The organism is Neobacillus sp. WH10 (genome assembly GCF_030123405.1).
In the GTDB taxonomy this organism is placed as follows: Bacteria; Bacillota; Bacilli; order Bacillales; family Cytobacillaceae; genus Neobacillus.
In genome coordinates this window covers 1,097,610-1,122,644 of the sequence record NZ_CP126110.1, presented here as the reverse complement: position 1 = coordinate 1,122,644, position 25,035 = coordinate 1,097,610, and the positions used below count along the sequence as shown (strand labels likewise).

Sequence of the window (25,035 nt, the reverse complement as noted above, 5' to 3'; positions counted from 1 at the left end):
AGGGTGAAGTCAGAGGAATAGTTACACTAATGTCTGATAGGAAAGTTAACCTTTCCTATCAGACAGAAAAAAGACGATTCGGCATTGAATCGTCTTTTTTTTAAACTCTATATACTCTTGTCTCATATGGCTTTAATGTTATTCTTTCAAGTGATTGATGCTTGGAAACTGGATAGTTGTTCAACAGCAAATTCCGATTATCCAAGGAAACTCCCTGAAATTCTGCCGGCTTCGCAGAAAGATTAGCGATGACAATCATCTTTTCTTTATCCAACGTCCGGGTGTAAACATAGATTTGTGTGTCATCTTTAAGCAGCAATTCATAGGTACCATAAGTAAACACTTCTTTCGCCTTCTTCAAGCGAATCAGTTTTTTGTAAAAGTTCAAGACGGAATTAGCGTCATTTTCCTGAATTTCTACATTGATGTGCTTGTAATTCGGATTAACCTTTAACCAAGGAGTTCCAGTACTGAAGCCCCCGTTTTCTGCAGCAGACCATTGCATTGGTGTCCGAGAGTTATCACGTCCGGAAGCCCAAATGACCTCCATGATTTCCTCATGTGGTATTCCTTCCGCACGCTTCAAACGGTACATATTTTTTGCCGAAACATCATCATAGTCATCAATCGAGTCAAATTGAACATTGGTCATTCCTATTTCCTGACCTTGATAAATAAACGGTGTTCCCTGCATCAAAAAATACATCGCTGCAAACGCGGTTGCACTTTCATACCAATATTCTTGATCATTTCCCCATGTAGAGACAACACGCGGTTTATCATGATTTTCGATGAATAAGGCATTCCAACCCTTGCCTTCCAGCCCTTTTTGCCAGCGGGATAAGACATCCTTTAACTCAACAATATCAAGAGCTTTTTTCGTTTCAGCATCCCAAAGTGCCAGGTGCTCAAATTGGAATACCATATTGAATTTCCCTGATTTTTCTCCGACCCAATTCTCTACATCTTCCGCCTCGTCAACCGTTACCCCGTTTGCTTCACCAACGGTCATAATGTCATAATTGGAAAATGTCTCTTCCTTTAACTCTTGTAAAAGGGTATGAATCCCATCAACATTCATCATTTTTTCAAAACAAGAAACATATGGCAGCCCCTCAGGATTTTGCATATCCAAGAGACCTTCTTCTTTCTTAATATGGCTGATGGCATCAACACGGAAACCGTCTATCCCCTTATTCAGCCACCAGTTGATCATATTATATAGAGCATGACGGACATCTTTATTTTCCCAATTAAGGTCAGGCTGCTTTTTTGAAAAAATATGCATGAAATATTGGTCTGTTTTTTCATCATATTCCCATGCAGGGCCGCTAAAAATGCTTTCCCAGTTATTTGGCTCTTTTCCACCTTTACCGTCCCGCCAAATATACCAATCCCGCTTCGGGTTCTCTTTAGATGAACGCGATTCGATAAACCATGGATGCTCATCACTTGTATGATTGATGACTAAATCCAGAATCAATTTCATGCCTCGCTGATGTGTTTCTTTTAACAGCAAATCAAAATCTGCCATTGTTCCGAACTCGGCCATAATTTCCTGATAATCACTAATATCATATCCATTATCATCATTAGGCGATTGATACATCGGGCTAACCCAGATGACATCAATCCCTAAATCCTTTAAATAATCCAGTTTAGAGATAATGCCTTGAATATCACCAATTCCGTCCCCGTTCGAATCCATAAAGCTGCGGGGATAAATTTGATAGGCAACTGCTTCTTTCCACCATAATTTATTCATGTTAAATCCTCACTGACTCTATTTATGTTGATGCTTTCACGTTCCATCCAAAACTCTATTTTTTTGCTGCACAAGATTTTCGTTCAATCAGCTTTGTTGGAATCGTAATTCGCTTTGGTAATGTCTCAGGATTTTCAATTTTTTCAATTAAACACTGTGTTGCTACATGGCCTAATTGAAATGTACCGATATCTACAGATGTTAATGGAGGCTTAGAATGCTCTGATAATGAAAGGTTATTAAAGCTAACGATCGAAATATCATCAGGTACTTTTATGTTTAACGTTTCTAAATGACTAATCATTTCATATGCCATTAAGTCATCCTGTGTGACAAGTGCGGTAGGTGGAACGTCTAACGACATAAGCGACTGAATGACTTCCTTCCCTTTTTCTTTAACCAAATCTTCATGAACAAGGAAGACATCGTTATCAGGAAGTCCTGCCTCCATTAGTGCCGCTTTGTACCCATTAATTCGATCAATGGTTACGACAAAATTCGGATTTACACCTACATAGGCAATATTTCGATGCCCCATCTCAATTAAATAATTGGTTACCTGCTTTGTTATAAAAATATTGTCATTATCCACAAACGTTATTCTTTCTTCATTCGCACTAGGCCTTCCAACAACGGTAAAAGGAAATCCTGATTCCTCAAGATAGTTCATCGTCCGATCATTTACCCGTGAGTATAAAAGAACAATTCCATCTACACGCCTTCCATTCACCATGGAAAGAACCTCGTCGTGAATTTCTTCCTCCGACGATCCGGTTGAAAGATAAATCCCGTACTTACGATCATGGGCGGTCATACTGATTCCTCTTAATACTTCAGGGAAGAATGGGTTTCGAAAGGCATGGTAGGCCGAATTCGGCATAATCACTCCAATGGTTTGAGTGCTTTTAGCAACCAAGCTCCGTGCCTGCAAATTAGGATAGTATCCTAGTTTGTCCATTACTTCTTTTACACGTCTCTTTGTCTTTTCACTGATTCGCGGGTTATTAGCAATCACCCTTGAAACCGTTGAAGGCGCTACACCCGCTTCCCTTGCCACATCTTTAATTGTTACCACCATTACTTCCCCCTAATTCCAAAAGTTACTATTTTACTATTATATAAAAGATTATTTCTTATTTAACAGCACCTTCGGAAATTCCCTTGATAATTTCCCGCTGTGCAAAGAAGTAGGCGATGATAACTGGGATGATGGCGATTGTTAATCCTGCCAGCGCTAAATGCCATTGTTTCGTATATTCACCAAAGAAGAAGAACATTTTCAATGGGATTGTTTCCATACCTTCTTGGTTGATGACAAGGGACGGAAGTAAATAGTCATTCCAAATCCAAATGGTGTTTAAAATCGCTACCGTAACGGTAATCGGTTTTAACATTGGGAAGATAATATACCAAAAGATTTGAAACCGATTAGCTCCATCAATGGTCGCAGCTTCATCTAAGGATTTTGGAATCCCGCTTAAAGTACCATGGTATAAAAAGATCGATAGACTTGCGCCAAATCCTAAATACATAAAGATAATTCCCACACGATTTAGCAATTCCATTTTTCCAAAAAACGAAACAAGCGGAATCATCACCGATTGAAACGGAATTAGCATTGCTGCAACAAACATAAAGAACACGATCGTACTTACTTTACCTTTGTTTCTTGAAAGGGCATAAGCAGCCATTGAAGAAAACACGATAATAACCGCAACACTTACAACGGTGATAATGACTGAGTTAAAAAATGTCTTTAAAAAATCCAGTTCGTTAAAGGCTTCAATGTAGTTATCAAAATTAAATGATTCAGGGAGCTTTAATGTATCTGCAAAAATTTCCTTCTTCGATTTAAACGAATTCACAATCATTAAGTAAAAAGGAGAGAGCCATATGAGACCTAATACCACACCGAGAATCTCCAGCGGCCATTTATATTTTCGTCCCATTACATTTCTACCTCCCTTTTCTTATTGATGTAAACTTGTGTTAACGAAATCGCTGCAACAATGATAAAGAAGATTACTCCTTTTGCCTGAGCATAAGCCATTTCACTTTCACCAAAGGCCGTTTTGAAAATTTCCATCGCCACCATTTGTGTGGAATTGTATGGTCCCCCTGCTGTTAGTGATAGGTTTTGGTCGTAGAGCTTAAAGGTATTTGATAAGGTTAAAAACATACTAACCGTAAAAGCAGGAGCTACAAGTGGAAACACGATGTAGCGAAGACGCTGGAATGGGCTTGCGCCGTCAATTTCAGCTGCTTCAATAAGTTCAGTTGGTACTCCTTCTAAGTATGCAATGTAAATGACCATAATATATCCGGACATTTGCCAGCTCATTAGGATAACTAAGCCCCAAAATCCTGTTTCTGTTGTGGAGAGCCAGCCTTCTAAACTTTCAATGCCAAATAAATTTCCCACCCCGGCAAATACTTTGATAAAAATAAACTGCCAGATAAAGCCTAAAATAAGGCCGCCAATTAGGTTTGGCATAAAAAAGATGGTTCTGAGGAATTTACTTGTTTTAATTTTTGATGTAACAATAAGGGCTAATGCAAGGCCAAAGAAATTAATGAAAATAATAGATACAACTGAAAATTTAATCGTGAACCATAGTGAGTCTAAAAATTCCTTATCCTTAAAGACATTAAGGTAATTTTCAAAGCCGATAAATCCGCCCACTTCAATTCCGTTCCAGTTTGTGAATGAATAATAAACCCCAAATACCAGCGGAATAATAACCACCATGGACAATGCTAAAAGAACCGGTGCTAAGAATAACCAGTAGGATACATCCCGAGTACGCATCATGGTAAAAACCTCCAATGTAATTCTTAAGTTTGTAATAAATATGAAAGAAAAGGGGCTGAGTGATAAGAAATGCGCAAGCGTCCGTTTAGTGAAGCCCACTAGCCGCTAGGCGCTCCTCGAAAAAGCTAACGCTTTTCCTTCGTACGAGGAATCGCTTCCTAAGGTTAATCTTATGGAGCTAGATAATCCTCAAAGTCGAAAATTATACTTTCTTATCTCTTAAGTAAAGCGTTAATGCCAAGAGTGCCGTCTTATTAACCAGCCCCTTGCCTCTCTGTTAATTTATAATGGGTCCACACTTTTACAAGTAGGACCCATTATCTGTGTTCAGAGGGTATTATTTATTTCTTGATTTCTCCCAAGCTGCTTGAGTCGTTTTTACGACATCTTCCCATTTAGCATCTTTGCTCAAATATTTTTGAATTTGAACTCCGAGCTCATTTTGTCCCCAATTAGTTGGATAACCCATGAATGTCCAACCAATTGTCTTGCCATCTTGTGAATATTGATAAATTTCTTTAGAAAGCGGGTCACTGATTTTTGATGCATCAAATCCCTCATAAGCAGGAATAAATTTAAAATCATTAATAACTGTTTCTTTACCTTTATCAGAAGTGTATAACCAGTCTAAGAATTTTTTCGCTTCGGCAACAGTTTTTTCATCTTTATTACTGTTTACGCCCCAGTACATTGGGATTCCAACCGGAATCGCATCTTCTTTATATCCTTCAACAGGAATTGGTAAAATGCCAATACCATTATCTGCGAAATCTTGATCTATGCCTGCGATTGAACTATATACCCAGTTACCTTGTTGAATCATTGCTACCTTTTGAAGCGAGAATAATTCTTCTACTTGTTTAGAATAGTCAAGGCTTACAGTTGGCTGCACGGAATATTCGTTTTGTAGGTCAAGTACTTTTTTAAACGCATCACCGTATTTGAAATCAACCTTTTTCGCGTTATAAGCATTTAACACATTGTTATCAAATTCTGGTGCAAGGAACGTGTTTGATAAGTGTAATCCAGTTACCCAAGTTTCTTTACCAGGCAGAGCAAATACTGCTTCAAGACCAAGTTCTTTTTTCTTAGAATCTAGCGTTTTTACTGCCTTTTCAAGATCTGCAAAGCTCTTGATTGATTTTGGATCAATACCGGCTTTTTCAAAGACAGCCTTGTTATAAATGAAACCATAGCCCTCTTGGTTGTAAGGTAAGCCAAGTACTTTTCCGTCATTCGTTACGCCATCAAGTGTTCCTTTTAATGCTGCTTTTGAGGCTTTCGTATCGGATAAGTCAGCTAATTTTTTTTGCCAATCCTTTACGTCCTGCGGTCCACCGATATTGTAGATGGCTGGTTCTTTACCTGACGCAAATTTGGATTTTAGGGCTGCACCGTAATCTTCACCGCCGCCAACAGTCGTAATGTTAATATCTACACCTTTGTGTTCTTTTTCATATTCTTTCGCTACTTTTTCAAATTGCTTTTTAAATTCCACTTTAAATTGGAATACATCTATTGTTACATTACCTTTTGAATCTTCTTTGGAGCCGCTTTTATCTGCATTTCCACAGCCTGTTAAAAGGAGACTTAGGGAAAGAACACCGGCACCAATTCCGGAAAATAATTTTTTCTTATTCATGATTTACCCCCATACTTATTATTTTTGTAAACGTAATGATTGTGCAACGCGGGAAAACATAGATGCTTTTAAGATGTGTCATTGTTAATTTGATATTCAAAGAAAATCTGAAACATACAGAATTGATAAGTAATGCACATAAAGCGCAATCGTTTGCACAATGACATAAATAAAAAACTATTTAATTCGTATGTTTGGTATCAAAACCCTTAGAAAACCGAATATTTCCTTATTTCCAGCGAAAACGTTTGCACGAAGTAGCAGAAAAAAACTGTAAAAAATTGTTGTCCTATAAAAAACCTCTACCTTGGTTTACAGTAAAATCTACTAAAACCCCCTATTCTCATTATGTATCGTTAGCGAAAACGTTTGCACTAATCGATAGATTCATAGTATCACTTTTTTTATGAATGCGCAAACATTTTATAAAATAATTTTTTTCAAAAAGCATCAGGAATCATTCATTCCCGATGCTTTTTGACGATTACTATTTCTTCAGTACAACTGCCTCATAAGGACGTAATACAGCGGTATTTCCAGCTTCGTAGTTAGAAAGGAGGACTTTATATTCAGGAATTCTGCTGGTCAATTCCTCCTCCAGTACTAATTCATTTGCACTGAAGTTACACAACACAAGAAGGCTTTCATTTTTCCACTTTCTCTCATAGGCAAATAATGTTGGATGGTTTTTCGCAAGTAATTGAAAATCTCCTTCAACAATAATATCCATCTCTTTTCGAAGTGAAATCAATTTTTGGTAAAAATAAAAAATCGACTGCGGATCTTCTAAAGCACTTTTAACATTGATTTCTTTGTACCTTGGATTGGTCTTTATCCATGGCGTACCAGATGTAAATCCGCCATGTTGGGAATCATCCCATTGAACCGGTGTTCTAGCATTATCTCTTCCCTTTGCATATATGGACGTCATGATTTCTTCATGGGTAAAACCTAATAATTTTCGTTCGTGATACATATTAATGGTCTCAATATCACGATAATCTTCAAGGGAGGTAAACGCAACATTGGTCATGCCGATTTCCTCCCCTTGGTAAATATAAGGTGTACCCTGCATGAAATGAAGACAGGCTGCTAACATTTTTGCAGATTTAACCCGGTATTCCTTGTCATTTCCGAATCGGGAAACAATCCGCGGCTGGTCATGGTTGTTCCAATATAAACTGTTCCAGCCTTTATTATGTAATGCTGTTTGCCATTTTGTCTGGTTTTCTTTTAATTCAACTAAGTTAAGAGGTTTTAAATTCCACTTTCCTCCTGGTGCACTATCTAAGTCCATATGTTCAAAGGTAAAAATCATGTTTACTTCATTTCTATCGGGATTCGTATATAGAATTGCATCGTCCGGTGTTGTTCCCGGCATTTCACCAACCGTCATGATTGGATATTTTGACAACACCTCTTGATTCATTTCCTGTAAAAATTCATGGATTCTTGGTCCGTTCATAAAAAAAGGACTGCCATCACCATGTAATTGACCCTCACCTAGAACACCATCAGGTAATCCCGGCTGTTTTGAAATCATATTAATGACGTCCATTCGAAAGCCATCGATTCCCTTATCTAACCAATATTTCATCATGTCGTAAACTTCTTCTCTTAACTTTGGATTTTCCCAGTTAAGATCAGGTTGTTTTTTCGAAAATAAGTGTAAATAATATTCATTTGTCGTCTCATCATAGTCCCATGCAGATCCGCTGAAAAAAGAACCCCAATTATTCGGTTCTTTACCTTTATTGCCTTCACGCCAAATATAGTAATCACGGTATGGATTGTCCTTTGATTTTTTTGATTGTACAAACCATTCGTGTTCATCTGAGGTGTGATTGACAACGAGGTCCATAACCAGTTTCATGTCACGTTTATGAATCTCTTCAAGCATCTGATCAAAGTCAGCCGTTGTTCCGAACTCATCCATAATTGTTTGGTAATCCCGGATATCATAGCCATTATCATCATTCGGAGAATCGTAGATTGGACTGAGCCAAATCACATCAACACCTAATAATTTCAAATAATCTAGCTTCTCGATAATACCTTGGATATCACCGATTCCATCCCCATTCGAATCATTGAAGCTTCGGGGATAAATTTGGTACACGACACTTTTTTTCCACCATTGGTCATTGGTTTTCAACTTTATCTCCTCCTCATTGTAAACAAACACACTATAACACAAAAATGGTGCAAAACAGAAAAAAATCCTCAACCATCATGTTATGGATGAGGATTTTTTATTCTTGATCTGGACTATTCACCATGATACTGGCTACTTGTGTTAATCGATCATAAAAGGCAAGTCCTGCTGGGTTTTGATCAAGGCCAATTTCTTGAAAGGCTTCCTTCATACAGCGAAGCCAGCACTGCGCTCTTCTAGGAGTCACTTCAAATGGCAGATGCCGCTCTCTCATGGCCGGTGGTCCAAATTCTTTGCTGTAAAGGGCCGGCCCTCCTAAAAATTGTGGCAGAAACAACCGCTGTTTCCGCTTGATTTCCTCCATATCTCCTTCAAACAATGGTGCCAACTCAGGATCGTTATATACACGCGGATAAAAAGCATTGACTAATTTATCAATCGTTTCCTGCCCGCCAATTTCACTATAAAGTGATTTAAATCTGTATTCCAAATTTCTCACCATCCATATTTATTTTCCCCTTTTACCGCAATTATAAAGATAAAACAGAGCGTATATCGTGATATGAATCACGCTAATCCCTGACTCTCATAAGTTTCCATACTAGGGAGGCAGTTTTAAACCACTTTTTCAAATTATATGGTATTCTAATATAATATGAATGTCTCAATCTCGGAATATTAATGTGACTAATACAGGCATCTTCAAGAGGTGATTAAAATGAAAAAAGCCTGGATTTATGTTGTTTTAACTTGTTTATTTGAATTAATGTGGGTGTACGGTTTTAATACTGCTGATACCTGGTGGGAATGGGGAATTGTAATTGCAATTATCGCCATCGACTTCCACTTTCTTCCCGAAGCATGTGCAAGCCTTCCAACAGGTACGGTTTATGCCATTTTTTCAGGGGTTGGAACAGTCGGAACCGTGTTAATGGATGTCTTCCTTTTTGAAGGGAGTTTCAATCCGGGGATGTTTCTGTTTATCGTACTTATCATAATCGGAGTCATCGGTCTAAACCTAGCTGATAACAAAGCAGAGGAAGAAGAATCCATGAAAGGAGCTGCCTAAAGTATGGGCTGGTTGTTTGTTCTTTTGGCAGCAGCTAGTGAGATCGCCGGTGCTGCCGGGCTGAAATTGTATAGTCAAAGGAAAACATTACGAAATGGAGTGCTTTATATTGGCGGATTTGGCGCTTCATTTGCTTTTTTATATGCCTCATTTAATTATTTACAGCTAAGTATTGCCTATATTGTTTGGGTTGGTATTGGAACAGCGGGTGCTGTGCTAATTAACATCTTTCTTTTTGGAGAATCGAAAAACATCGGGCGCATTTTAAGTGTTGTTTTAATTATCATTGGGGTAATGGGGTTAAAAGTGTTTTCATAATATGTTCGGAATATTGCAGGTAAAAATAACTCAGAGAGAATGTCTCTGAGTTATTTTTGACTCACCATTTGTTCAATTTCAAGTGAAGGATAGATATTTACACCCTTTTTGTCTGATTCAGCTTCTATTGCCATTGCCAAAGCTACTTTTTTTGCATGTATTGCTCTATAGGGGCGCAATGGCCCTACCATGATAGTATTTAAAAAACCACTTGCTTTCGCAGCCATTTTTTCTCCAAGGCGAAACTCTTTTCGCTCTCCTAATAACAAAGATGGACGAAATATATTTAATGAGGACAGATTTAGTGTTTTTAGCGTTTCCTCAACATCACCTTTTACCTGATTGTAGAAAAATCGAGAATTGGAATCAGCTCCCATTGCTGAAACAATTAAGAATTTTTCTGCGCCGCCTTGGGACGCTAATTTTGCCGCTTCTACTGGATATTCGTAATCTACTTTTCGAAACGCTTCCTTGGTCTTCGCTTTTTTAATTGTTGTTCCTAAACAGCAAAATACATCAGTTACCTGAAACAATTCAGGGTAGGCTTTCAGCATGTCAAAATCAACTACATGTTGTTCGCAAACCGACGAATAATGATTTTCAATGGGCTTACGGACTATCAAATGTATTTTTTCATAATGGTCCCGTTGAATCAGTGTTGTTATCAATTCACTCCCGATAAGACCGCTAGCCCCTAAAACAAGGGCTGTTTTTTTATTATTCACTGGAACCTATCTCCTTCTTTTTGAGGTTCTATGCAAACAGCTTCTTCCGGTGCTACTAATTCCACTTTGATTCTATCCGGGTCCTCAAAATAAACGGCATAATGAGAGTCCCCTCCGGCAAACGGATGCTTATCCTCATATAGAATTTTCATTCCCTTTTCTTTCAATTGTTCTGTTATTCGATTAACTTGTTCTTTGGATTGAGCATGAAATGCCAAGTGATTTAGGCCGACTCTCGAGCGATGATACGGGACATCCATGAAGCGCTCTTTAGCCTGAACAAATACAATATACGTTTCTTCATATTTCCAACTAATTCCTGACTCCCATTTTTGGTATGGCTTATATCCTAATTCAGATAAAAACCAGCTCCAAAATTCGATCGTTTTGTTTAAGTTAGATACGTAGATTTCAAGATGGTGCAGCATACAAGTCTTTCCCCTTTTCCTTTTCTAGAATAGTGTCATTGACGAGTGCATTTTTTTATATTAATATATTAGTTTGCAAGTATTACAAATTAGCGTGGTTCGAGAACCTCCCACGAAAAAAAACTAAGGAGAAATGAATATGGAGAAAACAACTAACACATTAGCACAGCCTATTGGTGCTAATGCAGGGGCTAGTTCCCCTGGAACTACCGCCGCCGACAAAGCACACAATAAAGTGCAAGGAATTGTCATTAACGGAATTATTGCTGCATTGTACATTGCTGTTTCAGCCTTAATCCAGCCGTTTGGATTTACTCAAGTCCAATTCCGTGTTTCGGAAATGTTTAATCATCTTATCGTTTTTAACAAAAAGTACATTTATGGAATCGTTCTTGGTGTATTTTTGACGAATCTATTCTTTTCACCAATGAAGGCATATGACCTAATTTTTGGTGTCGGCCAATCTGTGATTGCCTTGTTAATCACGGTTGCGTGCGCACGTTTTATTAAAGGCATTTGGACCCGAATGATCGTCAATACACTGGTCTTCACGTTTACGATGTTCTTGATTGCCCTTGAACTGCATTTGGCATTTGATTTGCCTTTCATGTTCACATGGCTGACAACAGCCGTTGGTGAATTTGTCGTAATGGCAGTAGGTATGCCAGTCATGTATGTTATTAATAAACGTGTTCGTTTTGATAAAATAGTATAAAGAATAGTTAGAGCTGCTGCTTGGATCCTTCAAGTGGCAGCTCTTTTTTAATTTGCCTTAGTCGACCATTTTCTTGATTTTTTGGATCTCATCCCCGTTGATTCGATTACGAAAATCTCCGCCAATCCTTACAGCAGAGCCAAAATGATATTCAGCGGCCTTAAGCTGTTCGTGGATGTTTGCGATATTATTGGCAGAAAGTCCAGAACCCGGCAAGATTGTTGGGCGGTCAACGGACTTCTGCGACTCCTCCATCATTCTTTTTAAAGAATCAAGTCCTTCTTTTACCGTCGGTTTTCCACCAGATGTCAGGATCCGATTTACATGATATGGAGATAGGCAAAGGGACTTATAAACTTCGAGAGAATCTGTTTCATCAATAGCACGATGGAAGGTTATGGATAGACCTTTCGCCTCTTCTAATACCATGGAAAGCATGTCAAAATCAACCGTTTGCTTATCGGTTAACGCACCAAAGACGATACCAGCCGCGCCTAATTCTTTAATCACTTTAATATCCTCTCGAATGGCATCCCATTCATCCTTACGGTACACAAATGAATAGCTGTGAGGCCGAACCATGACCATAACAGGAATCTTCACACTCTCGACAACCGTTTTAATTATTCCGTAACTAGGGGTTAGACCGCCTTCAGCGATTGCGGAAACTAGCTCAAGGCGATCAGCACCATTGGCTTCCGCCGTTCTGGCATCTTCACTATTTAAGACAATGATTTCTACTTTGCTCATTTCCATACCTTCTTACTATGAAAAATATTTGTAATACGATTCAGATAGCGATTTTTCCATGCAGGCATTTTTTTCAAATACTCTTTGCATTCTCTTATTTGCGATATGCGTACTCCCAATATAGTGGGTTGCTCCCATTTCTTTAGGAGCGTTCTACGAATGGAGGTGCAATGAAGTACTAAGTCCCTTCCCTCTCCATTTCGGCAATAACCCAAAATATGTCTTGCACTAAGATGATGCCTGATGGCTTTTCCTTTTGTTCGATTGTAACATACGACGGAAAGCCATTTAAAATTTTAAAGGTTTTTCCCGCGAGGTTCTCTATTATTGATATATCGAGCATCGTTGGCCCAACCTTTCCTTCTATAATCTTTGATTGAGCCATTCAAATCAGGTGCTTCCATCTAAATAGTAGGTGATTTTGTTAAAATAATCTAATCATTTTCCATATAAATGTTGATTCTCACGTTACGTGATGTTTTATGATTAATCTATAGAAGTGAAGGGGGCAAGGAAATGGCTGAAAAATACTCAATTGGTACGTTTGCTAAACTGACAGGTGTGACAATTAGGACACTTCATTATTACGATGAAATCGGCATTTTAAAGCCAGAGTTGTCAGCATCAGGACGGCGGTTTTATGGTGATGATCATTTTATCATTTTACAAAAAATAGTTACGTTGAAATTTCTCGGTTTTCCCCTCGAAAATATTAAAGATTTAATTAAAAACGAGAATTGGAATCTAAAAGAATCATTGATTTTTCAAAAGAAAGCGATGCTGGAAAAGCGGGCACAGATTGATCATATTATCAAAGGCTTGGATAGTGCCCTTAATCTCGTCGATGAAGACCAGCCTGTGGATTCCACTATTTTTATCTCAATCATTAACGGAATCCTTTTAGAAGATGATCATAAGGAATGGTTAGAAAACTTTTTTTCAGAAGAAAAAGTGCAAGCTCTTTTTGATATCCCTCAAGAGGAACAGTTCGAGCTTGAAAAAAGATGGGCTGTACTTTTAACAGAATTGAAGAATGTCTGTGGGAGTGATCCAAAAGGTGAAGAGTCCCAGTCATTGATGAAAGAAATGTTCACGTTGTTCACAGAAATAGTTGGTGTTGATACTTCCGCTATTATGCAAATGAATGTTCCTGAAGATCCATCACATGTCCCTCTCCCTTTTACAATGGAAGACCAAGAGTGGCTTGGTATGGCAATGAAATTCTATTTAGAAAAAGAAGGAATCGAAATCGACGAGGAGGATTTATCATGAAACTAGTACTCTTTATAGTTGCTATTTCACTCCCGGGGATTTTCCTTATGGTTATCAATGAGAAGAAACTAATCAAAGATTTTCTTCCTGACGAGAAAATACCGTCGTTTTGGTCAAGATTACTGAACCATCTCATTATGACTGTCCCATTTGTAATTTTAGGGATATTTTTCTATAGCAGGGCTGGATTTACAAACCTAACTTTCACAGGAATTAATGGAACGAGTCTTTTACTTAGCTTGGTGTGCGCACTTATTCATGTCGCCTATTATTATGGATATTTTATTAGAAATGTTGATAAAGTAACGATCGATAGAGTGGAACATTCGCGGAAACTGCTGGGGATCTTAACTCGTCTATTTTATGGTGGAATTGTAGAGGAGGTAATATTCCGATTTGGGTTAATGAGCTTTTTCGTATGGCTCGGGAACCTTGTGATTGATAACCAACTCGTTTCTTTGTGGAGTGGAAACCTGCTGGCTGCTATCCTATTTGCTCTTGTTCACTTACCGTCAATTTACCAAATGAAAGTAAAAGTGACAAAAACTATCCTTATCTATTCGAATAGTATGAATATTATGGTAGGATTAGTTTGTGGCTGGCTATATTGGAGTGAGGGGTTAGCAGCATCCATCCTTTGCCATATGCTATTCCACTTGGTATGGTATTTCTTTGAAAAAATAAAGAAAACTCGCCGATTGGCAAGCCGTCAGGCGAAGACAGAGGCGTAGTTGTACTTATGCCTGATAGGAAAGTTATACTTTTCTATCGGACGAAAAAAGTGGCGGTACCCCTTTCACATGAGGGGTGAAAAATTCCGCTAGATTAGAAGGGAGAGAATAGGATTGTTACAACGTCCATTAGAAAATGAATATCCTGAGTATTATGTACCTTATGTGAATCTAGTATCAGATGGCGACCTTTTATCGAATTTACAGGAGAATTTAGATGCGACAATTGCCCTTTTTGAAGGGATTTCGGAGGAAGATGGTCATTTCCGTTATTCCACTAGTAAATGGAGCATCAAAGAAGTACTTGTCCATATGGCTGACACCGAAAGAATTATGGCCTACCGCCTGCTGAGGATTGGCCGCGGAGATCAGACACCGTTAGCTGGATTTAATGAGAACGATTATATTAATGACTCCCAGTTTGATCAACTTCCAATCAAAAATATCATCGAGGACTTTGCAGCAGTACGTAAAGCTACCATCACCTTAATTCAAAACATGCCTGAGGAGGCTTGGCTAAAAAAAGGCTTTGCCAACGCCAAAGAAATCACCACCCGTGCCATCGCCTTCATCATCGCAGGTCATACCATCCACCATTGCAATATTATTAATGAACGATACCTGCCTGCTTTGAAATAAACCACCTGGTTGTAGTGCAAATGGTGTCAGGCACCATCGAAGATTCTTTTGAAGGTAAATCTTCGCTTGCGAACATACGTTCTTTGTTTTATAATTGAAATATCGGTAATACTAGGATGTGGCTGCTTTTATTGATTAATGTCAACAAGATGCCAGTATTCCAGAAAACTATCGAATAAAGCAAGTAAATATTCTTATGAGACGAGGAGCGATTATTCATGACAGTACGATTAATTCCTTATTTAGTGATGGACGGAAATGCAAAAGAAGCAATCCAATTTTACGAAAAGGCTTTAAATGCGCAAGTACTCTTTAGCCAATCTTTCGGAGAAATGCCTGAAAACCCAGATTTTCCATTACCAGCAGAGGCAAAGGATCGTGTTTCCCATGCAACCATTAAAGTGGGTGAATCAGAACTAATGTTTTCTGATACGTTCCCAGGTCAACCGCATCAAAGCGGAAATCAAGTGACCATCTGTATTACTACTGACGACGCTGAAAAAGCAAAACAAATGTTTGAAGCATTAACTGATGGCGGCCAAGTGACAATGCCGCTCCAAGAAACCTTCTTTAGCCCGGCATACGGCACTGTAACTGACAAGTTTGGTGTAAACTTCCAAGTTTTCACTGAAGGACGTCAGTAAATTTATACAAAGCAACAAAACGGCTCTGTCTGTAATCAATAAGGCTGAGCCGTTTTTCTTTTTTGCAGTGCGTTTACTCAACAGACACAAAACCTACAATCTGTAGTTGGAAATAAACGATAAAAATTCTCTTTGCTTAGAATGATCATATTTCATAATGGCATACGTATTTGCTTCAGGCAGTTGGATCGTATGACAATCTACCTCTAATAATCTGCCTTCTAATAACTCTCTCCTGACTGTCGAGGTCGGCAGAAATGATACCCCCAACCCCTCAACAATAAACCTTTTCGTTATGTGAACCTGCGAAACTTTCATCATTCGTATACTTGGATATTTACTTTTTACCATTCTACAAAGATGATCCCAGTAACCAGGATGATTGTGTGTTATTAGATAGTTGGACGTTAACACTTCTTCCTCGTCTAACGGGGGCGCTGATTCAGCATCCCTTCCATCATGCGGTGCAACCAATATTACACGGTCTTTTGATAAAAGTTCACAAAGCAAACTTGGATGACTACTGTTTAAGCACGAAAGCCCTAAATCTACTTCCTCCTTTAAAACCGCATGTTCAATATCAACGGATTCGATGATTTTTACTGAAATCTCTACTTCCGGATACTGCTTTGTATAGCTTTTTAAAACATATGGCAGGATAGTATCTGCGATTAGCGGAGAAATACCGAGGATTAACTTCCTTGTATATCCTTGCCTAAAAGAAGTAATGTCCTCAAGACCGCTTTGATAAACTTCTAGTAATCTCTTCGCGTGAACCAAATATCGTGTTCCCTCTTCAGTCAGTTTTATTTTTTTCCCTTCCCGATGAAACAAAAGAATACCAAGCTCTTTTTCCAACTGTTTAATATGGACCGTTACGGTAGGTTGTGAAATATATAATAGTTCAGCAGTTCTACGAAAATTCCCACAATCTGCTGCGGTAATAAATGTGTTAAGCCATTGAAATTCCATACTCGGCTCCTAATTAAAAATAATAATCAATTACTTTAAAAATATTTAATATTCATAATCATATTAATTTTATAAAATAATTCCAAATAAGGAAAGGGGTTGTTTTTATGATACAAAAAGGTTTAAAAGGTATTGTCGCGGCAGAAACATTGATTAGTCATATTGATGGGGAAATTGGTCAGTTATTTTATCGAGGGTATGAAATTCGAGAGATTACAAAAAGATTTTCATTTGAAGAAGCGGCTTATCTCCTCTGGTTTGGTCATTTACCAGATACAGAACAGTTAACTACACTGAAAGACGCGCTGAAAAGCAATCGCGAACTTCCCGAATATGTAAAGGCAATAATCGATCAGCTTCCGATGGCGATGGATTTAATGAGTGTTATTAGAACTGCCCTTTCAGCAGAGGGTGGTAATTTTGATTATGACTGGAAGCCTGTTGTTTCACAGGCTATCAGGTTAACCGCTTTGGTCCCGACAATTATCGCCTATCGAAAGAGATTTTTAGAGGGGAAAATGTTTATTCCTCCTCGGAGCGATTTAGACTTTGTTGAAAATTACTTATATATGCTCAGTGGAAATGTTCCATTGTCTGCCCATGTTGAGGCACTTGAAACGTATATGATTCTAACCCTTGAGCATGGAATGAACGCCTCAACCTTTTCAGCCAGGGTTACGGCATCAACTGAGTCAGATTTTGTGTCGGCCATCACATCAGCGGTCGGTACAATGAAAGGCCCGCTTCATGGCGGCGCTCCCTCGGGAGTCATCGAACTTCTTGATGAAATTGCCCTTTTCGGGAATGCTGAAATGGTGATTAGAGAAAAGGTATTACGCGGTGAGAAATTAATGGGGTTTGGGCACAGAGTTTATAAAACGCACGACCCTCGGGCCATGGCTTTAAAAGCAAAATTACTTGAACTGGTTGGTGAGGATGATTGGCTTGACCTAGCAATCGCTGTAGAGGATACTGCTGTGAGGTTATTAGCGGAATTGAAACCTGGTCGGTCACTTTATACAAATGTAGAGTTTTATGCAGCCGCCATCATGAAAGCAATCAACATGGATGCAGAACTATTCACACCTACCTTTACCGCAAGCAGAATGGTCGGATGGACAGCACATGTCCTAGAACAGGCCGAAAACAACACCATCTACCGGCCCCAAGCAAAATACATCGGAACCATTAAATAAACGATGTAAATAGTGTTAATGGTGTCAGGCACCCTTCGTGGACTTTGTCCACCCCAAAAAGACAGTTTCTCAATACGCAGGACATATTGGGAAACTGTCTTTTTTCCTTATTCTTCATTAGGGAATTGAAACGAATTTAATGTTTAGTTTGTTTTTTAACCCATTCTTGTTCGTGCAGTGGATGGCTGGTATTTTCTCATCGGTCCTTTGTCTAGAACCTCTTGAAGATAAGGATTCCCATTTGGACTCGTTTTCTTTAGAAGTTCTAATAAATATGTAATGTCGTCCATGGCTCTATGTGTTTGATAGTTTGTTATATCATGCGCCTGTAAAAGGGTGAGCAGTTTGCCATTTGGAAAACCGTATTGTTTCCACGGGACATTCCTCATTGTACAATACCATTTCAAATCGTTGACTTCCGGATACATATGATAGAGAAAACTTCTATCAAAAGACGCATTATGGGCAAATACGGCATCTGCTCGGTGAAAATACGTTTTTATTTTTACATCATAAAAACTTTTTCCTCTTACTAACTCGAATGGAATCCCGTGTACTCTATATGCTTGGTCATAATTGTTTCGGGCTGAATTCGAAAGCGGCTCTCGCAAAAAGGAATCTTCCTCAATTATTTCAGTGACTTCGCCAGTATCAGTTCGATAGGAAAATAGTTTCAAAGCGAGTTCTATGACTTCATCTGTTGTTGGACCTAATCCGGTTGTTTCAACATCCAAAAGCAAACCAAATTTTTCTAATTTCCGCACAGCAATCATTCCTTATTCTTAGGTTTTCCCTATTATAACAAAGCTTGCCCCACTATTACATCTCCAAAATGTCCCTTAATATGATTACTGCCTGATAGGATATTCTTTTCAGCTGACATTATTATTCCTATTGGTTACCAGTTCTTTTTTTGAGTTGGGGTACCAAATTGAACTAATTGGATACCTTCTCGTCATTTTTTCTCTGGTACGGACGCCAAGTAGCAATTTTTTGATTGTTTGCGGGCGTCCGTAGCAATAATTGGGGACTTCTCGGCGTTTTTTTCTTGATTGCAGACGTACCCATACTTTCTATTAACGGCCGTTTTTCTCCTTTAACTTCCGGTTTGGCCGCCATGGGGAAGGTGCCCAGTAAACAACTATTCTTCACCAAGTCCAACAAGAAACGCCTTAATAATAAACATCAGGCTCTCATCCAAATCTAATGAAAGCTTAAAACCGCCTCTTTGTTCTAATGCAGAAAATCCATGCAAAATGCTGCGTAATCCTCTTACCGCGTGCAGTGCAAGATCCCCTTTCAAATGATATACCTGTAATACCCGGACGGAAAGGTCCACAATTTTTGCCCCAGCTTGCTGGACATCTTTATCCCCTGGGTCAGGAGCAAATAATGTAGCCTCATATATACCAGGATGTTTCCGGGCAAAATTGACATATGCTTTGCTAATTGCAAGTACAGCCTCGGTACCTGACACCCCAATCGCAGCATCCGCCATTTCTTCATAAATCTTTTCAATCCCATAAATCGATAACTTTTTCCTTAGTCCAGGCAATCCTTCAAAATGGTTATATAATGAAGGCGGGCGGATACCTAACTTCTTTGCTAGATTCGCTAAAGTAACCTCCTGCATTCCATATTGATCAGCAAGTTCACCTGCGGCATCTAATATTGTCGTTAAATCGAGTCCAATTTTTGGTCTTGGTGACATCGTCTGCACTCCTATCTCAGTTTCCGTTCTAAATTTCCGATAGCCTGTTCCATAACTCTCACAGGATTCTCAACCATTTCTCCGTGCCCCACCGCAAGTAGCCTAGGTTCATAGGTCACTAGATTCTTTGCACTAGCTAGTGCCGTCTTTTTACTCCACGTACCGAAAGCCGGAAACGGGAACAAAGGCTTTATATCCCCCGCCACTGCGACGCCACCTCTTGTTTGGAAGGCATCACCGGCAATTAATGCTTTGGTACGCAAATCTAAAAATGACATTGACCCTGGTGTATGTCCCGGTGTTTCGATGGCGGTTAACGAACCAATAAAATCGCCTTCTTTCAATAGCACATTGGCCCTCGTTTTTAATTTTTTCGGAACACCGCCTTTTATCGGTGTTTGTTCTTCATGCGGGTCAAGGGAACGATCGTCATTCATTAATCTGTGATCTCGAACTGAAATGTAAACAGGAACCTCTGGCAGTAATTTTTTTAACGAATCGAGTGCACCAACATGATCTTCATGGGCATGTGTTAGAACAATTTTTGTAATTGGCTTCCCAATAGTTTTAGCTGCTTTCAAGATCCCCTTTGTACAAAATCCAAGGGCTGCATCAATCAATGTTAATCCATCCTCTTCCTCCACCAAATAGCAATTGACCGGAAAAACTCTTGTCATAAATGTCACTTGATATAAATACCCGTTTTTTATCATTCTCATTATGCCCATCTCCCTTTAACTAATATCGTTAGTTTTATTTTAACTAATACCATTAGTTTAATCAATGGTTTTTTCCATTATTTTAAAAATCCTCATTCTAACGTTTCCAACATCGGTATGTAACAATTTGTTCAAATCATTTTTACAGATATGTGAATTATTGTTCAAATTATCCTAATTTCAAAATAAATTTGTTATATTAACAATGTACTTAATATATAAAACTTAATTAACAAGGGAGTGTTTCATATGATAGTCAATTGGTTAAGAGGAAACAAGGTTGCCGCGGGAATGTTGACAGTTCTACGCTTATATATCGGTTATTCTTGGTTGACAGCAGGTTGGCATAAGCTGCAAGGAGGATTTGATGCTTCTGGATATTTAAAAGCAGTAATCGCCAATCCAGTAAAAGGTCCTGACGGTGCTATGGTTTACGGCTGGTATGTTGATTTCTTAAAACATTTCGCTTTGCCAAACGTGGATATTTTTAACACCATCGTTCCACTTGGAGAATTCTTAGTAGGACTTGGACTTATTCTTGGCTGCTTAACAACAGCAGCAATGTTCTTTGGTCTTGTGATGAACTACGCGTTCTTCCTAGCTGGAACAGTATCTCATATTCCAACAGACCTTTTCATCGGAGCAATTATTCTCTTTGCAGGCTTCAATGCAGGCCGCTTTGGTCTTGACCGCTGGGTAATCCCGTTCATCCGCAATACTGTATTCAAAGGCAACAAAACGATCAAACAACATGTTTAGCCCTATAAAAAACGCCTCCTCACACTGAGTCCGAGGCGTTTTTCTTATCTTACGGTCATTTTTTATCCAAGTTGCCTCCTGAAAAAAATTGCCTTTTTGCAATTTTTTTTTATTTACAATAAAAGAGGAATTGAATTTTTAGCCTCTTCCTGTATAATGATTCCCGAATGGAACAACGTGGGACTAGTTTTAACTGGAAAAAAGGAGGTCACAATATGAACGGTGCCATTATTCATTTTAAAAATGTAACAAAACAATATGACAACGACCCGCCTGTCCTTAATGATGTAAGCTTTGAGATAGAGCGCGGCAAATTTTATACACTACTTGGCCCTTCTGGATGTGGTAAGACGACAATATTAAGGTTAATCGCCGGATTCACAGAAGCATCCGAAGGGGAGATTTTTTTTAACGGCAAAAAAATCAATCATGTTCCTGCAAATAAGCGGCAGGTGAATACCGTATTTCAAGATTACGCCCTTTTTCCACATTTAAATGTATTTGAAAATGTGGCATTCGGATTGCGTATCAAAAAAATGAAGAATGCAGAAATAGAACAAAAGGTTAAGGAAGCGCTCAGCTTTGTTAACCTTAAGGGATATGAAACTCGTGAGATCAGAGAAATGTCCGGTGGTCAGCGGCAGCGTGTTGCTATCGCCCGTGCTATTGTCAATGAGCCTGAAGTGATCCTGCTTGATGAACCATTGTCAGCACTAGATTTAAAGCTGCGGACCGAAATGCAGTATGAGCTTCGTGAATTGCAGCGCCGCCTTGGTATTACCTTTATTTTCGTCACACACGATCAAGAGGAAGCACTGGCGATGTCCGATGAAATTTTTGTCATCAATAAAGGAAAAATTCAGCAAAGCGGCACACCAACAGATATTTATGATGAACCGATAAATCGCTTTGTTGCTGACTTTATTGGCGAATCCAACATTGTAAAAGGCAAAATGATAGAAGATTATCGTGTGGAGTTTGTCGGCAGAGAGTTCGAGTGTGTCGACCAAGGCTTGAACAAGAATGAGCCGGTTGAAGTGGTCATTCGTCCTGAGGATTTAGAAATCACGACATTAGAACGCGGCAAGCTTCAAGTACGCGTTGATTCTCAATTATTCCGTGGTGTTCATTATGAAATCTGCTGCTATGATAAAGACGGAAATGAATGGCTCGTCCATTCTACCAAAAAGGCAACGGTAGGCGATGAAATTGGTCTATATTTTGACCCTGAAGCCATTCATGTTATGCGTCTCGGAGAAACAGAGGAAGAATTCGATCGGCGGTTAGAAGCCTATACGGAAGTGGAAGCCTATGGAAAATAAACTTACCCGCAATTTATATATGCTGCCTTATTTCCTTTGGATTGTGCTTTTTGTCATTGCCCCCATATTTCTTGTGCTCTATTATTCCTTCTTTGATATTGAAGGAAATGTATCGCTAGTGAACTATCAGAAATTTTTTACACCGGTGTATTTAAAGATGACATTAAGCTCCTTTTGGTATGCCTTTTTGATTACTGCATTTTCGCTGTTAGTTGCCTATCCAACAGCCTATTTATTAACAAAAACAAAGCATAAACAATTATGGCTTTTATTAATCATTGTTCCGTCATGGATTAATTTATTGTTAAAAGCCTACGCCTTCCTTGGTATTTTTGGTACGTATGGAGTGGCAAACAGCTTTTTAAAATTGATTGGGATTGGAGCACAGCAAATCTTATTTACAGATTTCAGTTTTGTGTTTGTCTCGGTTTATATTTTTATCCCATTTATGATTTTGCCGATATTCAATTCATTGAATGAATTGAATCCGACTCTCTTGGACGCAGCCAATGACTTAGGGGCATCCAAATGGACGACGTTTCGCCGCGTTATTTTTCCATTAACGATTGACGGGGTAAAATCAGGCTGCCAGGTAGTCTTCATTCCGGCTCTTTCCTTGTTCATGCTGACAAGATTAATTGCAGGAAACCGCGTTATCACACTTGGGACAGCGATTGAGCAGCAATTCCTTGTAACCAGGGACTGGGGCATGGGTTCGACGATTGCCGTCTTTTTAATCATTATCATGGTTTTCACTATGATTGTAACGAATACTCGGAAGCGAGGTGTGTAAAGTGGATAAAAAAATCACTCCCTTGTCAAAGCTATTTCTATTGATTATCTTTTTTATCCTATATGCACCTATATTCTTTCTTGTCATCTTCTCTTTCAACAGCGGGGATACAATGTATGACTTTAAAGGATTCTCTCTTGATTGGTACCGTGAACTTTTTCAAGATACAAGACTTCTGATTATCGTTCTGAATACCATAGTGGTTGCTTTATTATCAGCACTCATATCTACCATCATAGGTGTTCTTGGGGCTTTGGCCATTCATCAGGCAAAAAAAAGACAAACCAAAAATTCGCTGTTGTCGTTAAATAATGTACTCATCGTCAGCCCTGATGTCATCATTGGTGCTTCGTTTTTAATTTTATTCACGATGGCTGGTATCAAGCTCGGATTCTATTCGGTGCTGTTATCCCATATCGCCTTTAGCATTCCAATTGTTGTCTTGATGGTGCTGCCAAAATTGATGGAAATGAGCCCGACGTTAATTGATGCCGCCCGTGATCTTGGTGCAAGCCGCTGGAACGTCCTGACAAAGGTAATAATTCCTTTTATCACACCAGGAATTTTTGCAGGTTTTTTCATGGCGTTAACTTATTCATTCGATGATTTCGCCGTTACGTTTTTTGTCACCGGCAATGGTTTTTCAACACTTTCAGTTGAAATTTATTCATTAGCCCGCCGGGGAATTTCCTTGAATATAAACGCATTATCGGCACTCTTGTTCCTGTTTACAACGCTGCTCGTTGTGATATATTACTTTATTACACAACGCAACAAGGTTAATGGAATGGGGGTTCGAAAACGATGAACAAGCTTGTTCGTTTTTTTCTCATGATCGCCATTGCATCGGCAGTGCTATTATATGCAATTTCCAGTTTAAACACGTCCCAAGGCTATTCAGGCGCTAATACGTTGACGATTTATAACTGGGGCGATTACATTGATGAAGATCTCATCAAGCAATTTGAAAAAGAAACAGGAATTAAAGTTATTTATGAAACCTTCGATTCCAATGAGGCGATGCTGACAAAAATCGAGCAAGGCGGCACGACCTATGATATTGCCATTCCTTCTGAATATATGATTGATAAAATGCGGCATGAGGATTTGCTTATTCCGTTGGATCATTCTAAACTGCCGAATTTAAAAAATATTGATAAACGATTTATGGACCTTCCATTTGATAAGGAAAATAAGTATTCCGTTCCGTATTTTTGGGGAACCGTCGGCATCGTCTATAATCCAAAAATGCTTCATGGTAAAAAAATTACCAGCTGGAATGACCTTTGGGATCCTTCATTAAGAAATGAAATTCTGTTAATAGATGGTGCCCGCGAAGTGATTGGTATGGGACTGAATAGCTTAGGCTATTCACTTAACGATACTAAAAAGGCTCATTTAATTGAAGCAAAGGAAAAGCTTGATACGCTTACCCCGAATGTCAAAGCAATTGTCGGCGATGAAATCAAAATGCTGCTTGCCAATGAAGAGGCCTCTGTTGGCCTAGTGTGGTCCGGAGATGCTTCAGAAATCATGTCCGCGAATGAAGATTTGGATTACGTAGTTCCTAAGGAAGGCTCAAACCTATGGTTTGATAATATGGTGATTCCGAAAACAGCAAAAAATATTGAGGGAGCACATAAATTTATTAACTTCATGCTTGATCCAAAGGTTGCCGCAAAAAATACAGAATATGTAGGCTATTCAACGCCTAATAAGCAGGCACTTAAACACATGCCTAAAGAGATCGTCGAGGATGAACGATTCTATCCGTCACCAGAATTGACGGAAAAACTAGAAGTATATAAAAACCTCGGCAAAAAGAACTTGGCCTACTACAACGAACTGTTTTTACAGTTTAAGATGCATCGTAAATAGTGTGGTGATGCATGCAAAAT

At 38.8% G+C, this 25,035-nt stretch carries 28 protein-coding genes and 1 riboswitch; of the genes, 13 read left to right on the top strand and 15 right to left on the bottom strand.

Going from position 1 to position 25,035, the window contains the following annotated elements; genetic code table 11:
* Window positions 1-100 precede the first annotated feature (100 nt).
* The 7 genes from QNH20_RS05190 to QNH20_RS05160 all read right to left on the bottom strand — a co-directional run bounded on the left by QNH20_RS05190 (window position 101) and on the right by QNH20_RS05160 (window position 8,876).
* Window positions 101-1,765, bottom strand: coding sequence for a glycoside hydrolase family 13 protein (locus tag QNH20_RS05190; RefSeq protein ID WP_283921843.1), 1,665 nt, complete (start codon window positions 1,763-1,765; stop codon window positions 101-103).
* A gap of 55 nt (window positions 1,766-1,820) precedes the next feature.
* The gene (locus tag QNH20_RS05185) at window positions 1,821-2,843 is read right to left on the bottom strand and encodes a LacI family DNA-binding transcriptional regulator (RefSeq protein WP_283921842.1); all 1,023 of its coding nucleotides are present in this window, start codon (window positions 2,841-2,843) and stop codon (window positions 1,821-1,823) included.
* A gap of 55 nt (window positions 2,844-2,898) precedes the next feature.
* Window positions 2,899-3,714 carry a carbohydrate ABC transporter permease gene (locus QNH20_RS05180; protein ID WP_283921841.1) on the bottom strand — a complete coding sequence of 272 codons (816 nt, stop codon included), beginning with the start codon at window positions 3,712-3,714 and terminating at the stop codon, window positions 2,899-2,901.
* The gene (locus QNH20_RS05175) at window positions 3,714-4,574 is read right to left on the bottom strand and encodes a carbohydrate ABC transporter permease (protein WP_283923356.1); all 861 of its coding nucleotides are present in this window, start codon (window positions 4,572-4,574) and stop codon (window positions 3,714-3,716) included. Before QNH20_RS05175 ends, QNH20_RS05180 begins: the two co-directional genes overlap by 1 nt.
* Window positions 4,575-4,914: 340 nt before the next feature.
* Complete coding sequence (locus QNH20_RS05170) at window positions 4,915-6,219, bottom strand: ABC transporter substrate-binding protein (protein WP_283921840.1); 1,305 nt, start codon at window positions 6,217-6,219, stop codon at window positions 4,915-4,917.
* A 487-nt stretch (window positions 6,220-6,706) separates the two neighbouring features.
* Window positions 6,707-8,374 (bottom strand): glycoside hydrolase family 13 protein, encoded by a 1,668-nt coding sequence (locus tag QNH20_RS05165; protein ID WP_283921839.1) that lies wholly within the window; start codon window positions 8,372-8,374, stop codon window positions 6,707-6,709.
* 97 nt (window positions 8,375-8,471) lie between these two features.
* The gene (locus QNH20_RS05160; protein WP_283921838.1) at window positions 8,472-8,876 is read right to left on the bottom strand and encodes a globin domain-containing protein; all 405 of its coding nucleotides are present in this window, start codon (window positions 8,874-8,876) and stop codon (window positions 8,472-8,474) included.
* 216 nt (window positions 8,877-9,092) lie between these two features.
* Between QNH20_RS05160 and QNH20_RS05155 the strand changes: the two genes are divergently transcribed.
* Both QNH20_RS05155 and QNH20_RS05150 read left to right on the top strand, forming a co-directional pair.
* Window positions 9,093-9,443, top strand: a complete 351-nt coding sequence (locus QNH20_RS05155; protein WP_283921837.1) for a DMT family transporter — start codon at window positions 9,093-9,095, stop codon at window positions 9,441-9,443.
* 3 nt (window positions 9,444-9,446) lie between these two features.
* The gene (locus QNH20_RS05150; RefSeq protein WP_283921836.1) at window positions 9,447-9,761 is read left to right on the top strand and encodes a DMT family transporter; all 315 of its coding nucleotides are present in this window, start codon (window positions 9,447-9,449) and stop codon (window positions 9,759-9,761) included.
* Between the two features lie 50 nt (window positions 9,762-9,811).
* Here QNH20_RS05150 and QNH20_RS05145 read toward each other — a convergent pair whose 3' ends face one another.
* Together QNH20_RS05145 and QNH20_RS05140 are read right to left on the bottom strand one after the other, a co-directional pair.
* Window positions 9,812-10,486 (bottom strand): oxidoreductase, encoded by a 675-nt coding sequence (locus QNH20_RS05145; protein ID WP_283921835.1) that lies wholly within the window; start codon window positions 10,484-10,486, stop codon window positions 9,812-9,814.
* Complete coding sequence (locus QNH20_RS05140) at window positions 10,483-10,914, bottom strand: VOC family protein (protein WP_283921834.1); 432 nt, start codon at window positions 10,912-10,914, stop codon at window positions 10,483-10,485. The genes QNH20_RS05145 and QNH20_RS05140 overlap by 4 nt, the downstream gene beginning before the upstream one ends.
* Window positions 10,915-11,002: 88 nt before the next feature.
* A riboswitch (PreQ1 riboswitch) is annotated at window positions 11,003-11,047 on the top strand.
* 6 nt (window positions 11,048-11,053) lie between these two features.
* On the opposite strand from QNH20_RS05140, the gene QNH20_RS05135 reads away from it, so the two are divergent.
* Window positions 11,054-11,629, top strand: coding sequence for a QueT transporter family protein (locus QNH20_RS05135; protein ID WP_283921833.1), 576 nt, complete (start codon window positions 11,054-11,056; stop codon window positions 11,627-11,629).
* Window positions 11,630-11,686: 57 nt separating this feature from the next.
* On the opposite strand, the gene QNH20_RS05130 is transcribed toward QNH20_RS05135, so the two are convergent.
* Window positions 11,687-12,379, bottom strand: coding sequence for a copper homeostasis protein CutC (locus tag QNH20_RS05130; protein ID WP_283921832.1), 693 nt, complete (start codon window positions 12,377-12,379; stop codon window positions 11,687-11,689).
* A 178-nt stretch (window positions 12,380-12,557) separates the two neighbouring features.
* Window positions 12,558-12,764, bottom strand: a complete 207-nt coding sequence (locus tag QNH20_RS05125; RefSeq protein WP_283921831.1) for a hypothetical protein — start codon at window positions 12,762-12,764, stop codon at window positions 12,558-12,560.
* A gap of 131 nt (window positions 12,765-12,895) precedes the next feature.
* Here QNH20_RS05125 and QNH20_RS05120 point away from each other — a divergent pair, with 131 nt between their 5' ends.
* From QNH20_RS05120 to QNH20_RS05105, 4 genes are all read left to right on the top strand, one after another.
* Entirely contained in the window at window positions 12,896-13,651 is a 756-nt protein-coding gene (locus tag QNH20_RS05120) for a MerR family transcriptional regulator (protein WP_283921830.1), read from the top strand.
* Complete coding sequence (locus QNH20_RS05115; RefSeq protein ID WP_283921829.1) at window positions 13,648-14,382, top strand: CPBP family intramembrane glutamic endopeptidase; 735 nt, start codon at window positions 13,648-13,650, stop codon at window positions 14,380-14,382. The genes QNH20_RS05120 and QNH20_RS05115 overlap by 4 nt, the downstream gene beginning before the upstream one ends.
* A gap of 114 nt (window positions 14,383-14,496) precedes the next feature.
* On the top strand, window positions 14,497-15,021 hold the full coding sequence (locus QNH20_RS05110; protein ID WP_283921828.1) for a DinB family protein: 525 nt from the start codon (window positions 14,497-14,499) through the stop codon (window positions 15,019-15,021).
* A 218-nt stretch (window positions 15,022-15,239) separates the two neighbouring features.
* The gene (locus QNH20_RS05105) at window positions 15,240-15,665 is read left to right on the top strand and encodes a VOC family protein (RefSeq protein ID WP_283921827.1); all 426 of its coding nucleotides are present in this window, start codon (window positions 15,240-15,242) and stop codon (window positions 15,663-15,665) included.
* Between the two features lie 93 nt (window positions 15,666-15,758).
* On the opposite strand, the gene QNH20_RS05100 is transcribed toward QNH20_RS05105, so the two are convergent.
* Window positions 15,759-16,637: a LysR family transcriptional regulator gene (locus QNH20_RS05100; RefSeq protein ID WP_283921826.1), complete on the bottom strand. Its 879-nt coding sequence runs from the start codon at window positions 16,635-16,637 to the stop codon at window positions 15,759-15,761.
* 107 nt (window positions 16,638-16,744) lie between these two features.
* Between QNH20_RS05100 and QNH20_RS05095 the strand changes: the two genes are divergently transcribed.
* A complete protein-coding gene (locus QNH20_RS05095) occupies window positions 16,745-17,833 on the top strand; it encodes a citrate synthase/methylcitrate synthase (RefSeq protein ID WP_283921825.1) in 1,089 nt (362 codons plus the stop codon).
* 155 nt (window positions 17,834-17,988) lie between these two features.
* Here QNH20_RS05095 and QNH20_RS05090 read toward each other — a convergent pair whose 3' ends face one another.
* From QNH20_RS05090 to QNH20_RS05080, 3 genes are all read right to left on the bottom strand, one after another.
* Window positions 17,989-18,606, bottom strand: coding sequence for an exonuclease domain-containing protein (locus tag QNH20_RS05090; RefSeq protein ID WP_283921824.1), 618 nt, complete (start codon window positions 18,604-18,606; stop codon window positions 17,989-17,991).
* A 368-nt stretch (window positions 18,607-18,974) separates the two neighbouring features.
* On the bottom strand, window positions 18,975-19,544 hold the full coding sequence (locus tag QNH20_RS05085) for a TetR/AcrR family transcriptional regulator (protein ID WP_283921823.1): 570 nt from the start codon (window positions 19,542-19,544) through the stop codon (window positions 18,975-18,977).
* An 11-nt stretch (window positions 19,545-19,555) separates the two neighbouring features.
* The gene (locus tag QNH20_RS05080) at window positions 19,556-20,263 is read right to left on the bottom strand and encodes an MBL fold metallo-hydrolase (RefSeq protein ID WP_283921822.1); all 708 of its coding nucleotides are present in this window, start codon (window positions 20,261-20,263) and stop codon (window positions 19,556-19,558) included.
* Window positions 20,264-20,512: 249 nt separating this feature from the next.
* On the opposite strand from QNH20_RS05080, the gene QNH20_RS05075 reads away from it, so the two are divergent.
* The 5 genes from QNH20_RS05075 (at window position 20,513) to QNH20_RS05055 (ending at window position 25,015) form a co-directional block, all read left to right on the top strand.
* Window positions 20,513-21,022 carry a DoxX family protein gene (locus QNH20_RS05075; protein WP_283921821.1) on the top strand — a complete coding sequence of 170 codons (510 nt, stop codon included), beginning with the start codon at window positions 20,513-20,515 and terminating at the stop codon, window positions 21,020-21,022.
* Window positions 21,023-21,237: 215 nt separating this feature from the next.
* Window positions 21,238-22,344, top strand: coding sequence for an ABC transporter ATP-binding protein (locus tag QNH20_RS05070; RefSeq protein WP_283921820.1), 1,107 nt, complete (start codon window positions 21,238-21,240; stop codon window positions 22,342-22,344).
* A complete protein-coding gene (locus QNH20_RS05065) occupies window positions 22,334-23,137 on the top strand; it encodes an ABC transporter permease (RefSeq protein ID WP_283921819.1) in 804 nt (267 codons plus the stop codon). Before QNH20_RS05070 ends, QNH20_RS05065 begins: the two co-directional genes overlap by 11 nt.
* Window position 23,138: 1 nt before the next feature.
* Entirely contained in the window at window positions 23,139-23,945 is an 807-nt protein-coding gene (locus QNH20_RS05060) for an ABC transporter permease (protein ID WP_283921818.1), read from the top strand.
* Entirely contained in the window at window positions 23,942-25,015 is a 1,074-nt protein-coding gene (locus QNH20_RS05055) for an ABC transporter substrate-binding protein (RefSeq protein ID WP_283921817.1), read from the top strand. The genes QNH20_RS05060 and QNH20_RS05055 overlap by 4 nt, the downstream gene beginning before the upstream one ends.
* Window positions 25,016-25,035: the final 20 nt, after the last annotated feature.

What these genes read in the sequence shown, in the direction of transcription:
- QNH20_RS05120 (WP_283921830.1), top strand. Translation starts at nt 12,896, where the DNA reads ATGGCTGAAAAATACTCAATTGGTACGTTTGCTAAACTGACAGGTGTG.
- QNH20_RS05125 (WP_283921831.1), bottom strand. Translation starts at nt 12,764, where the DNA reads ATGGCTCAATCAAAGATTATAGAAGGAAAGGTTGGGCCAACGATGCTC.
- QNH20_RS05085 (WP_283921823.1), bottom strand. Translation starts at nt 19,544, where the DNA reads ATGTCACCAAGACCAAAAATTGGACTCGATTTAACGACAATATTAGAT.
- QNH20_RS05115 (WP_283921829.1), top strand. Translation starts at nt 13,648, where the DNA reads ATGAAACTAGTACTCTTTATAGTTGCTATTTCACTCCCGGGGATTTTC.
- QNH20_RS05090 (WP_283921824.1), bottom strand. Translation starts at nt 18,606, where the DNA reads ATGATTGCTGTGCGGAAATTAGAAAAATTTGGTTTGCTTTTGGATGTT.
- QNH20_RS05180 (WP_283921841.1), bottom strand. Translation starts at nt 3,714, where the DNA reads ATGGGACGAAAATATAAATGGCCGCTGGAGATTCTCGGTGTGGTATTA.
- QNH20_RS05055 (WP_283921817.1), top strand. Translation starts at nt 23,942, where the DNA reads ATGAACAAGCTTGTTCGTTTTTTTCTCATGATCGCCATTGCATCGGCA.
- QNH20_RS05140 (WP_283921834.1), bottom strand. Translation starts at nt 10,914, where the DNA reads ATGCTGCACCATCTTGAAATCTACGTATCTAACTTAAACAAAACGATC.
- QNH20_RS05065 (WP_283921819.1), top strand. Translation starts at nt 22,334, where the DNA reads ATGGAAAATAAACTTACCCGCAATTTATATATGCTGCCTTATTTCCTT.
- QNH20_RS05070 (WP_283921820.1), top strand. Translation starts at nt 21,238, where the DNA reads ATGAACGGTGCCATTATTCATTTTAAAAATGTAACAAAACAATATGAC.
- QNH20_RS05190 (WP_283921843.1), bottom strand. Translation starts at nt 1,765, where the DNA reads ATGAATAAATTATGGTGGAAAGAAGCAGTTGCCTATCAAATTTATCCC.
- QNH20_RS05135 (WP_283921833.1), top strand. Translation starts at nt 11,054, where the DNA reads ATGGAGAAAACAACTAACACATTAGCACAGCCTATTGGTGCTAATGCA.
- QNH20_RS05080 (WP_283921822.1), bottom strand. Translation starts at nt 20,263, where the DNA reads ATGAGAATGATAAAAAACGGGTATTTATATCAAGTGACATTTATGACA.
- QNH20_RS05095 (WP_283921825.1), top strand. Translation starts at nt 16,745, where the DNA reads ATGATACAAAAAGGTTTAAAAGGTATTGTCGCGGCAGAAACATTGATT.
- QNH20_RS05170 (WP_283921840.1), bottom strand. Translation starts at nt 6,219, where the DNA reads ATGAATAAGAAAAAATTATTTTCCGGAATTGGTGCCGGTGTTCTTTCC.
- QNH20_RS05100 (WP_283921826.1), bottom strand. Translation starts at nt 16,637, where the DNA reads ATGGAATTTCAATGGCTTAACACATTTATTACCGCAGCAGATTGTGGG.
- QNH20_RS05185 (WP_283921842.1), bottom strand. Translation starts at nt 2,843, where the DNA reads ATGGTGGTAACAATTAAAGATGTGGCAAGGGAAGCGGGTGTAGCGCCT.
- QNH20_RS05105 (WP_283921827.1), top strand. Translation starts at nt 15,240, where the DNA reads ATGACAGTACGATTAATTCCTTATTTAGTGATGGACGGAAATGCAAAA.
- QNH20_RS05175 (WP_283923356.1), bottom strand. Translation starts at nt 4,574, where the DNA reads ATGCGTACTCGGGATGTATCCTACTGGTTATTCTTAGCACCGGTTCTT.
- QNH20_RS05160 (WP_283921838.1), bottom strand. Translation starts at nt 8,876, where the DNA reads ATGGTGAGAAATTTGGAATACAGATTTAAATCACTTTATAGTGAAATT.
- QNH20_RS05075 (WP_283921821.1), top strand. Translation starts at nt 20,513, where the DNA reads ATGATAGTCAATTGGTTAAGAGGAAACAAGGTTGCCGCGGGAATGTTG.
- QNH20_RS05130 (WP_283921832.1), bottom strand. Translation starts at nt 12,379, where the DNA reads ATGAGCAAAGTAGAAATCATTGTCTTAAATAGTGAAGATGCCAGAACG.
- QNH20_RS05150 (WP_283921836.1), top strand. Translation starts at nt 9,447, where the DNA reads ATGGGCTGGTTGTTTGTTCTTTTGGCAGCAGCTAGTGAGATCGCCGGT.
- QNH20_RS05155 (WP_283921837.1), top strand. Translation starts at nt 9,093, where the DNA reads ATGAAAAAAGCCTGGATTTATGTTGTTTTAACTTGTTTATTTGAATTA.